Annotated in this window: 5 protein-coding genes; 2 read left to right on the forward strand and 3 right to left on the reverse strand. The window is 38.7% G+C overall.

Going from position 1 to position 11,960, the window contains the following annotated elements; all coding sequences use genetic code 11:
- The first annotated feature begins 213 nt into the window (after positions 1–213).
- Positions 214–7,623, forward strand: a complete 7,410-nt coding sequence (locus ABVM49_RS11090; RefSeq protein WP_405201952.1) for a choice-of-anchor L domain-containing protein — start codon at positions 214–216, stop codon at positions 7,621–7,623.
- A 221-nt stretch (positions 7,624–7,844) separates the two neighbouring features.
- Here the strand turns inward: ABVM49_RS11090 and ABVM49_RS11095 are convergent, their stop codons facing one another.
- The 3 genes from ABVM49_RS11095 to tsaE all read right to left on the reverse strand — a co-directional run bounded on the left by ABVM49_RS11095 (position 7,845) and on the right by tsaE (position 9,200).
- A complete protein-coding gene (locus ABVM49_RS11095) occupies positions 7,845–8,204 on the reverse strand; it encodes a hypothetical protein (RefSeq protein ID WP_405201953.1) in 360 nt (119 codons plus the stop codon).
- Between the two features lie 190 nt (positions 8,205–8,394).
- Positions 8,395–8,523 (reverse strand): hypothetical protein, encoded by a 129-nt coding sequence (locus tag ABVM49_RS11100; protein WP_405201954.1) that lies wholly within the window; start codon positions 8,521–8,523, stop codon positions 8,395–8,397.
- 269 nt (positions 8,524–8,792) lie between these two features.
- Positions 8,793–9,200, reverse strand: coding sequence for a tRNA (adenosine(37)-N6)-threonylcarbamoyltransferase complex ATPase subunit type 1 TsaE (gene tsaE, locus ABVM49_RS11105; RefSeq protein WP_405201955.1), 408 nt, complete (start codon positions 9,198–9,200; stop codon positions 8,793–8,795).
- An 853-nt stretch (positions 9,201–10,053) separates the two neighbouring features.
- Between tsaE and ABVM49_RS11110 the strand changes: the two genes are divergently transcribed.
- Positions 10,054–11,907, forward strand: coding sequence for a helix-turn-helix domain-containing protein (locus ABVM49_RS11110; RefSeq protein WP_405201956.1), 1,854 nt, complete (start codon positions 10,054–10,056; stop codon positions 11,905–11,907).
- Positions 11,908–11,960: the final 53 nt, after the last annotated feature.

The following is an 11,960-nucleotide window of genomic DNA, read 5'->3' on the forward strand; positions in this document are numbered from 1 at the left end:
AGAACATAAGCTACACAAATCAAAAAAATTGTGGCTTTAGTTTATAGCAAATGACCTCAAAATTGTAGGATTAATGTTAACAAGCTTGTTATATTACAAAGTGTTCGCACTCAGTGTTTGAGTGTGATTTTTCATATCTTTCGCTAGGTTTTATTTGAGTTAAAATAAAACTGGCATTTATGGTAAGAAATCTCCATTAAAACGACATCCATTATGAGATCATCTTTAATTCTAATACCTGTATTATTACTATCACTTTTTACTGTGCAAGTTAATGCTCAGGCAATAACAGTAGATGGAAGTGCAACAACCGTTGCAGATGTTGAAACTTTAATTACAGATATTCTTATAGGTAGTTCTAGTGAATGTGCAGAAATTAGTAATGTTTCAAAATCTACTGGCTTAGATCAAGGTGCCGGGGTAAATGGGATTGGTTCATTTGAGGCAAATGGAGCAGATTTCCCTTATGAAGCTGGGATAGTATTAGTCTCAGGTAATGTAAATAATGTACCAGGACCAGAAGTAGACGGGACACCTAGTGGTGGTGGCTGGGCAGGTGATCCAGATCTTGAAGCAAATACTACAGCTATAAATACTAATGATGCAAGTTTTATACAGTTTGATTTTACACCTTTTGTCGATGAGTTAAATTTTAACTTTATAATGGCCTCCGAAGAGTATAATCAAGGTTTTGAATGTTCATTTTCAGATGCATTTGCCTTTATATTAACGGACTTAACAACAGGCGTAGTTCAAAATCTAGCTGTACTTCCTGGTACAAATACTCCAATTGAGGTGACTAATATTCATCCAGAAGTACCTGGAAATTGTCCTGCTATAAATGAGGAATATTTTGATCGTTATAATTTTTTACCATTTAATCCAGAAGCAAATTCTGCTATAAACTTCCGGGGACAAACGGTTTCATTAACGGCAGTAGGAACTGTAGTAGTAGGTAATCCTTATACGATAAAACTTGTAGTTGCAGATCAAGGTGACTCTATTAGAGATATCGCAGTTTTTTTAGAAGCCGGGAGTTTTAATTTAGGAGTTGATATAGGTGGTGATAGAATAGGTTCAGAATTTAATGCTGTTTGTGAAGGAGAGACACTTACGCTTGATGCTACATTTGATGGTGCGATAAGCTATGCTTGGGAGGTAGATAATGGTGGTGGTTTTATGCCGCTACTAGACGGTGCAGGGATGCAAGTTACAACACCTATTATAGATGTTAATGTAGCTGGCGAATATAGAGTGTTAGTAGATGCAGGAACTGGATGCCTTGGTGAGGATACAGCTGTCATAGAGTTTGCAGAGGCGATTTATAATGATCCTTTGGATTTAACTGTATGTGATGATCCATCTGGTGATGGTGTTGAAATTTTTAATTTAAATGATCAAACATCAGATATTTTAGGAACACAGGATCCTATGGTTGTAAGTGTTACCTACTACGAAAATCAGTCAGATGCAGAGATGAATATTAATCAGATTCCTAATCCTGATTCATATACAAATACATCCAGTTCTCAAGAGATATGGGTTCGTGTAGAAACAGATTTAAGTCCAGATTGTTTTGAGGTGGGCTCATTTATAATTTCAGTAAATAGTCAAACTATTGCAAATGATCCTGGAATTTTTATCGTTTGTGATGATGCATCAGACGGTAGTGATACAAACGGAGAGACTGTATTTGATTTATCATCGTTAAATAGTCTTATTCTTGACACTCAAGACCCAGCTATGTTCAGTGTTTCTTATCACGAGACGGCTATGGATGCAACAAACAATGTGATGCCATTACCATTTGCTTATACTAGTACGGATGATATGATATGGGTGCGAGTTGAAAATAATGGCGATGTAAATTGTTTCGCAATTAGAGAAGTTACGCTTGATGTGGCAGAGCTTCCAGTACTTTTAAATAATACTGTACTGTTATCGCAATGTGATACAGATCAAGATGGTTTTGCTTTTTTCAATCTCACAGAAGCACAGACCCTACTTAGTGCCGATTCAAATAATGAAACGTTTGTTTATTTTGATTCTGGAGGATCACCAATAGTCGACCCGATGGCATATTTAAATCAAATACAAAACAACGAATCCATAAGCGTGACTATATCTACCATAAATGGATGTACGCGTCAGGCTCAGATTGATCTTGAGGTAGATACTTCAGAGATTCCTGATACTTTTCAATTAGAATATTTTGAGTGTGATACAGATAGTGATGGTCAGTCAGTATTTGATTTTTCTGATGCTACAGCACAAGTGCTAGCTTTATTTCCTGCTGGACAGATGCTTACTGTAAGCTATTACGAAACCCAGCAAGAAGCAGAAACAGAGACCAATCCTATTACGGCAACTATTGATGCCTATACAAATAATCTAACCTATACAGATGCAAATGGACAGCAAGGCATCTGGGTACGTGTAGATGGCGATACTGCAAACGACTGTCGTGGTCTAGGGATACACGTTTTGCTCAATGTGGAGGCTAACCCCACCTTTCTACCCAACATCTCTTCACTTGAAGAATGTTCACCTATCGCAAATGCTGCACAATTTGATTTAACCCAGAACGATGCCGAGATTACGGGCGGTGATCCTAATATTCTAGTTACTTATTATGAAAATGTAGGGAATTACACGGCGATGAATGCCATTGCCAGCCCTACTGCTTTTTCAAACAGCAGCAACCCTCAGACCATTTACTACAGTCTAGAGGATGCCACTACAGGCTGTACTACGTTTGATTTTGTCAATCTTGCGATGAACTTTGAGCTCATCGTAAACCAAAATCCTGTACTCACCACACCTACCGAGCTTCAAGTTTGTGATGATGATGGTGTGATAGATGGACTTACCACGGTAGACCTCTCTTCAAAAGATATTGAGATTACGGGTGGTTTTGATGCAAACCTTACTATTACCTACCACTTAGACCAGGCTGGGGCCGATGCTAGTGATGCAAGTATCCCAGACAAAACAATGTTTACAATGACCACCAACCCTCAGATTGTGGTGGCTCGTGTGACCGATAATACCACAGCTTGTTATGCGACAGTAAATCTTAGTGTGCGTAGCTTCCCAGTGCCGGTACCCGTAACCCCTGCAGATTATGAGGAGTGTGATGATGATAACGACGGAGTTTTTGACTTCTTCGTGCTTTCCTCTAGAGACGCCGAAATCACCGGTGGAGACCCAACCCTTACCGTCGCCTATTACCTCACCCAGGCAGATGCAGATAATGCACCAGTAGGTCAGGAGCTCGATAATATGATGTACATCAACAATGAGCCTTTTGAGCAAATTGTGTATGCCCGTGTCTTTAACGATGCCGGTTGCTACAGCACCACACCGCTTACCCTGCGTGTGCTCAACACCCCAATGCCTAACCAAGATGCGCTTCCATACGCCCTGTGTGATGACGATACCGATGGGCTTCAAATATTTGATTTAAGTACACAAGAAGCTAATATTCTAGGCGGCTTAGACGCTGCAACGCATACGGTGGAGTGGTTTTCTTCTCTCGCTTCCGCGGAAGCTGGTACTCCTGCCATTGCAACCCCTACTGCTTATACGAGTAATACCGCTACCGTTTATGCCCTAGTAACCGACACTGCACAGATGACCACTACGATGACCTTCTGTAGTAATATTGCTCCTTTAGAACTTATTGTAAACCCATTACCAACTCCTATCCAACCTGCCGAATACGAGCTCTGTGATGACATAGAAAGCGGTAGTGATATCGATGAGTTTGCAAGCTTTGATTTACGTAGCCGTGACGATGAGATTACTGGTGGTAATGATGACTGGAGTGTAAGCTATCACCTCACCCAAGCAGATGCAGATGCGGGTACACCAGCACTTGCAGATATGTATCAGAATGTGGTGATGGCAAACCAAACCATCTTTGTACGTGTAGAAGATATAGTAACGTCTTGTTATGAAACCATCACCTTAACCTTAGTGGTAAATCCATTACCATCACCTACCACCATAGCACCAATAGAAGAGTGTGATACAATGGCAAATGATGGCGACCCAGATAATGATGGCGATGCTATTTTTGATCTTACCGGCCAGGTAACAACAGATATTATAAATGGCGAGGCCTTTGTGGGACTTAGTTTCCACGAGACAATTGCCGCTGCCGAGCTAGGTACACCTGCCATTGCAAACCCAGCAGCCTACCAGACGGTATCAAGAACCATCTATGTACGTGCGACAGATACAGACCCAGCTACCAGCACTGAGTGTTACCGCATCGTGGAGTTAGAACTTATCGTGCAACCTGCACCGGTACTACCTACCACCATCCCAGACCTTACCGAGTGTGATGATGATGGAGATGGGCAAGCGCTGTTTGATCTTACACAAAACGACGCAGTGATTTATGGGACACAAACCCCTGCAGCTGTAACTCTTACGTACCACGAGACTCTTGGTAGTGCAGAAGCTATGGTAGGCAGTGCGGCAGATATGCCTATTGCAGATCCTGTGAACTACCTTGCCAGTGCACCAGCTACCCAGCTGTGGGTACGTCTAGAAGACACCACAACAGGTTGTACTGTAGTAGGTACTTTTAATCTAAACATCGCAATGATTCCTACCATCACTCCACCAGGGCTTTTTGAAGCCTGTGATAGTGCGGGTGCCCTCGTGGGAACCGATGATGATGGAATTACCACTTTTGACCTTACCAGCCTTGATGCAGGTATTACCGGTGGCGACCCAACCCTTACCGTGACCTACTATGAGTCGCAAGCAGACCTAGATGCCGGTATTGCAAATGCTATTGCCACACCAGAGGCATATATCAATGATGGTAGTAGTCCGCAGACGCTTTTTATCTTAGTAAGTAGTAGTGATGCAGGAATGTGTGGTGCAGAGACCACGGTAGACCTACAGGTAAATCCGCTACCTGTCATTGGAGAACCTTTACCAGAGGCTATAGCCTGTGATGAAGACAATGATGGTTTTGGAGCCTTTGATTTGCAACAGTATAATGATGACTTATTAGCAACGCTTACAGATATCACCCTACGTTTTTATGAAACCCTAGATAATGCCACGGCAGACACGGGAGCAGGGCAGATAGATATTACCGTTCCTTATAACAACATCACAGGGATGACCTCACTGTATGTGGTAGCACAAGACACCAACCCTGCTACGGCAACGGCTTGTACTAAGATTTATGAGTTTGAGCTTGTGGTATATCCTATCCCAGAGATTCCTACGGCTCTTGAAACACTTACTGAGTGTGATGATGATAACAACCTGATGGAAATCATCGACCTTACTCAAAACGAGGTTGCCATCATAGGAACACAAGATGCAACCACGCTTGTCATCACGTATCATAATACCCTCGCAGATGCAGAAACGGGTAACAACCCAATCTTAGATCCAGCGAACTATAACGCAACACAGATGACACCACTTGAGGTAATCTGGGTACGTTTACAAGTAAATGATGGCAGTCCAAATATATGTGCTGCAGTGAGCTCTTTTGAAATCTCTGTAGAAAGCCCACCTACGGCAAACCCAGCCAATGATGATCTAGATCTAATGGTTTGTGATGATGATGCAGATACCTTTAATGTGTTTGACCTTACCGTTAATGAGGCAAGTCTTACCGGTGGTGATCCATTATTATCTGTGACCTATTATGCGAGTCTTGCAGACCAGATGAGTGATACGCCTATTGCAGACCCTACGGCTTATACAAACATTCAGAACCCACAGACGATACAGGCAGTAGTCTCTAGCGCAGCAGGATGTACCGACCAGACTACTTTTGACATTGAGGTGTTACCACTACCTACGCCTAACACAATGCCAGATGCCGTGGAGGTGTGTGATGCCACGACAGATATTGATACTGATGGCGATGGGGTGATTGACGCTGGTTCTGGTTCAGATACCGATGGTTTTGAGAGCTTTGATCTTACGGGTGTGATTGCTCAGATAGGTGGAGGTGAGCCTGTAGATATCTTAGTGTATACAGATCTCGCTTTCGCGGAAGCGAACCCAGACGACCCAACACTTGCAGTGGCAGATGTTACCAATTTTATCAATACCACATCTGGCAACCAAACGCTCTATGCACGTGTGGAACGTAATGTGCCAGGAGATGATGACTTAGACAGCGACGGAAACTTATGTTATGTAATTGTGCCTTTTGAGGTGATTGTAAATCCGCTACCTGTTTTGGCAGAAGCGGGACCTATTGATTATACCTTCTGTGAAGAATTTGATGGAGATGATACAATGGGAAGTGTTGATCTTACGACCCTAGCAGATGAGATAGGGATTCTTGCGGCGCCACAGGTAACGAGTGATTTTACGATAAGCTATCACCAGTTACTGGTGCAGGCAGAGGCAAACACTGCTGCACTAAGTTCGCCATACACGGTGGCAGATGGTGAGGAGCTTTTTGTGCGTATTGAAGATAACACCACAGGCTGTGTGAACTTTACAAGCATCATCTTTACAGTAGAAAGTCGTCCAGAGGTATCTCCAGCAGATAATATGGTACAGTGTGCCGATGATCTTGGGATTAATGTTGCGCCTAACCAAGATGAGGCCACCTTTGACCTTACGCAGCAAAATGCGATGATTACTGGAGGTGTAACTGCAACCTCTGTAACTTACTACACCAGCCTTGCAGATGCAGAGGCAATGATAAATGCAATAGACACGCCTAGTGCCTATGTGAATACGAGTAACCCACAGACTATATATGCCAGAGCGGTTAATACAGCTAGTAACTGTGAGAGTACGATGGTGGTAGACTTTGAGATTTTTGTGCAACCACTACCATATACAGACCTTAGCAATGAGGGTGGACAGATTTGTGTGGATGAGATTACGGGTGAAGCGCTTGATCCATTTACAATAGATGGTACGGTAGAAGATCCTCAGATTGGGGTGAGCTATAGCTATGCGTGGACGCTCGATGGTGCATTGATATCACAAGACCCTGTGGTGACTGTAGATGCTGCAGGAACCTATCAGGTGCTGGTCACAGCTACGTATGTAGATGGTACGGAGTGTGATTACCTCGCAGAGGCGGTATATACGGCAGAGAGCGCGCCGGTGTTTGAGGCGATTGTACTAGAACCTTCTTTTAACAGTAGCGGATTGTACACGGTAGAGGTGATCAATATAACGGGGGTAGACCCTAGCTCTGAGTATGAGTTTGCACTAGATGATGGCCCGTTCCAGAGTAGTACGACTTTTACAAATGTGACTCCAGGGACGCACACCATTTTTGGAAGACTAGCAAGTGGTAACTGTTCGATCTCTGAGTTTGAGATAGGGATTATCGATTACCCACGTTTCTTTACACCTAACGCAGATGGTTTCCACGATACGTGGAATATTATAGGGCTAGGAGTAGATCCTAACCTGAATGCGAAGATTTTTATCTTTGATAGATACGGGAAGCTCTTAAAACAGCTGAGCCCTACAAGCCCAGGATGGGACGGTACCTTTAATGGACAACCGATGCCGAGTAATGACTACTGGTTTAGAGTAGAGTTTACAGAGGTAGATGACCTAGGGACACAACGTACCATAAATGGGCATTTTACGTTGAAGCGATAAAACACCATATTACAACATAAAAAAACTCTCTACGGCTCTGTAGGGAGTTTTTTTATGAATTTCTTTTAGCCTTAATTTTTAGAAACTATATATAATAGCTTAATTTATATTTAATAGGGGAGTGGCTACTTTCGCGGAAGCGTAAAGTAAGATATAATGATGTTAGAGTAAGTATGATTATTATCTAAACTAAAGAGTGATTTTTATAGCATAAGAGAAGTTCAAAAAACATCATCTTCTTCTTCATCTTCTATGATCTCTTCACTTTCATCATTAATTTGTTGCAAATCTAAAGGAGAGTCTGCAGGTATGGTAACAATTTTACCATTCCAACGTACACGTTTAAGCTCTTGATCTAGATTTACACCATATAAACGATCAAATATTTTTGTTCTGATTGTATACGTTATAGCTGCGACAATTGCTATAAGAGGTATGATAATGTAGAATTCATCAGTATCTGCAAATTGTAAATCATCTTGAATTGTAGTATAAATCTGGAAAACATACATCGCTATTGGCACTAAAATAGAATGATACCACCAGTGTTTACAGGTGAAAAACCAGATTAATAATAACATAAAGGGAACAACTTTGCTAAAAACTACCCAAGCTAAGGTGTGAATACTTTCGTAATAATTACTGTGTATCGTACCAAACAAAAAGGACTCCCAAGTTTTCAGATTTGGGAATCCTTGATATGCATAAAAAAGTATAGGCGATAGCACTACACATAAGGCAATAAGTGTACCTACAGATAAAATTTTTCTTTTATCCCCTTGGTGGTACTTTAATTGCTCCTTTATCGATTGCTTGTTCTGCATTTTCTGTTATTGCAGTGTACGTTAATGCTGTTGCTCCCGCGATAAGCAGGCCTAATAGTAAAGCTTTAATTTTCATAATTTAGAGTGTTTTGAGTATTAATGATTTGTTGGTACAAACATCACTCTATTCTCTCAAATTATAACCAATTGCTTTTTTTTGTATATTCGCGCCCTTTTTGAAAAAAAATACACGAAAACAACATTTTACACTTGTTAGGGGTTGTCTATTAAAATCCTATTTTTCGATTAAAAGTTTTATGTTAGGTTATTTATCAATAGGTAAAATCTAGTTATCAGAAAAAACCTACATTTTTGTTAAATCACATTAACATAATTTTAACATAATTAATTTATTGATATTACTCTTTTATTAGTGTTTTGCTTCTCTATCTTGATAATATCAGCCTCTTTTGGTAAAAATTTTGAAATATTATCAGGCCACTCAATAAATATCCAGTCGCCATTATATATATATTCTTCAAATCCCATATCAAGCGCTTCTTCTTGATTTGTGATTCTATAAAAGTCAAAGTGGTAAATGAGCTGATCATTACCTGTGACATATTCATTAACTATTGAAAAAGTGGGGCTACTTATGGTGTCTGTCACACCAAGTTTTTTTGCAATGGCTTTAATAAGTGTTGTTTTACCAGCACCCATCTCTCCATAAAAAAGCAATACGTTGCTTCGGACGGTAGTGATGATTTTATCTGCAATAGCTTCTATATCAGATAAATCATAAGATATTTGCATTATTAAGTAGTTTAAGGGCGTTGCTAATATAAGAATTTTTTAAACTTTTATCGTTCAAATACTAATTATGAGTCTTAAAATATTTAAAAGAGTAGGAATATTCTTTCAATTAGAATTGACAAGAGCTATTGTCATTTTTTTGTAATATCTGGGTTGAATTTTTTGAATAGAATTTTATTCCTTTCCTTAAGAAGTAGGAATGAGGTTTATGAAGATGTTATTTTCTAGTAAGAAGAAGAGTAGTTTTGAGAGAAGTATTGCGAGCGTAATACTTACTATAATTCTAATAAATCGATGTCAATCTGTAATAGATTTGAAGGCAACATTTGATTAACTGTTAGATCCCTTCATATAACTTGTTTCAGTTGCAAACCCCTAATATGTAGTAAAAAACGAGTTGATAAACACCGATCATTAGAATTGTGATAGTACCTTATTTTACTATTACTACATTGTAATAGTAAATAGAATCAGGTACTTGTCCATTTTTTGATTGTCCTTAAACGACATTAATAATTTAAAGGTCTTGTTTTATACCATACCAATCAACTAGGGTATAGGTACATTTATAAATATACCGTCTATATTTATCTTTTTACCGAAATTTCAGTATGCTGTAAACCAATGGTTTGTGCGTTGTTTAGTTCATCTAAACTAAAAAGAGCATAATGTATTTCAAATAGACACTTGAAGTCAAAAATCCTGCTAAAATAACGGCATAAAACAGCGGTACGACATACACTTACTTTAAGTTTTACGTGTAAACTATAAGATGTTATGAGTATTATGAATTAAGTAAGAAATTTCGTTTGTTTATTAATGAATGTATATTTTTGACTTTTACTTGTTATTTATGAAGAAGCGCGTTTTTCTCCTTTTTTTAATTTTTTCTGTTGTAACTATTTCTGGTAAGGCTCAAGATTTACCTTTCCTAATAGATAATAAAGTTCCAGATTCTATACGCCTACAAGATTATCAAACAGTAAGGAAAAAATTCTTTGAACTTACTTACAAAGACCCTCAAGTAATTGATACGCTATTATTAGAGTTGTACAGTAAAGATTTAATAATTAAAGCTACAGAGAAAAATGACCATCTAGAAGTCTCCAATTTTTATGATACACTAAGTAATTATCGTGAAAATAGTTTACCTACTATTGATTATGTATTAGGATATACGAAAACACATAATCTTGACGAGTTCCACATTAAAGCTTTAATAAGTAAAGCTCTTTTTTTTATTAATACAGAGTCTAATTTAGAAGAAGCTTATAGTTTAGCTCAAGAAGCTTATGATAAGAATCAACGTTTTGATAATCCAGTTATAGCGTATACTACAAAGAATATTATGGGAGTTTTGCTAGAAGACAGTGGTAAAATTAAGGAGGCTATTAAAATGTATTTAGAACTTGAAGAGTTATATCATACTGATGTAATTAATGAAATATTTAAGTTTGATACTGATCAATATATTAAGGAGGCTCTTACAGAAATACAGTATGGTCTGGCTTTAGCATATTTTAGGCTTCATAATTATAAAAAAGCTTCTGAATATATAAACAAAGTAAAAGAGTATACCGATATCTCTGGTAACACAGAATATGTTAGCGCATATTTGGGTCTCAAAGGTGGTATTTTAATCAGACAGGGAAGCTATAACGAAGGTTTAAAGTTTACCAATGAATATTTAGACATAGCAGTTAATCTAGATAATGATGAGTTTTCTCACTCCTATACAATGCAAGGCATCGCCTATAGGGGTTTACATCAACCTGAGAAGGCTTTAACTTCATTTCTCACAGCCGATAGTTTACGTGATGTTGCTGGATCAGATTATTTATTTTCAGATTTAAAAGTGACTTATGAGTATCTACACAATCATTATAAACAAACAGGAGATGTAACTAGACAAATTGAATATCTCAACAAGATGATTGCTTATGAAGAGGAGTATGGCAAACTTAGCCAGAATATAGGTGATCAGATAATAGCGTCTTACACGTTACCAGAGTTACTGTCAGAAAAAGAAAACGCGATAAAGACCTTAGAACAAGAAAAAGAAAGTAGAAACATTGGTTTAATTCTCTTTGTAATATTGGGACTGGCAGCGATAAGCTTTGCGATTTACCAGTATAGAAGACGACTCAAGTTAAAGCAACGTTTTATAAACTTAAGAGATACTTATAGTGAACGCATAACTACTGAGAAAAAGCCAGAAGAAGCTACTGCCGTTACGATGCCTATTGTGCAAGATCATATAGAAGGCGCATTATCACATATTAAACCAGCCCAGCTAGAAAAGATACAAGAAGGCCTAGATCTTTTTGAGAAAAAGGCTCTTTTTACATCTCATAGCGTGACCCTCAAGAGCCTTGCCAAACAAATTGGGACAAACGCCTCATACCTTTCGAAATATATTAATGTTGAAAAATCTGAGAATTTTTCTACTTACTTAAATGATTTGAGAATTAATTATGTCCTCAAAGAGCTTTATAACAATCCAAAATTAAAATCTTACACAGTGGCCGCTTTAGCAGAGGAGGTAGGCTTTTCTAACGTAAAATCATTTTCAACACACTTTAAACGTGTCACTGGGCTTTCGGTCTCCTATTTTATAAAAAATCTTTCTAGTGAGCGAGACAGCTTTTCTAAGGAGGATAAAGACGGCGTTATCAACCTTTCTGACCGTGTGAATAAAGCTGGTTAAGGTATATTGATTTTTAGTACGCTTTCGCGAAAGCGTACTCACGCTTTGCAATA

Source organism: Dokdonia sp. LLG6352-1 (assembly GCF_045055815.1).
Taxonomy (GTDB): domain Bacteria; phylum Bacteroidota; class Bacteroidia; order Flavobacteriales; family Flavobacteriaceae; genus Dokdonia; species Dokdonia donghaensis.

What these genes read in the sequence shown, in the direction of transcription:
- ABVM49_RS11095 (WP_405201953.1), bottom strand. Translation starts at nt 8,204, where the DNA reads ATGTTATTATTAATCTGGTTTTTCACCTGTAAACACTGGTGGTATCAT.
- ABVM49_RS11090 (WP_405201952.1), top strand. Translation starts at nt 214, where the DNA reads ATGAGATCATCTTTAATTCTAATACCTGTATTATTACTATCACTTTTT.
- ABVM49_RS11100 (WP_405201954.1), bottom strand. Translation starts at nt 8,523, where the DNA reads ATGAAAATTAAAGCTTTACTATTAGGCCTGCTTATCGCGGGAGCAACA.
- ABVM49_RS11110 (WP_405201956.1), top strand. Translation starts at nt 10,054, where the DNA reads ATGAAGAAGCGCGTTTTTCTCCTTTTTTTAATTTTTTCTGTTGTAACT.
- tsaE (WP_405201955.1), bottom strand. Translation starts at nt 9,200, where the DNA reads ATGCAAATATCTTATGATTTATCTGATATAGAAGCTATTGCAGATAAA.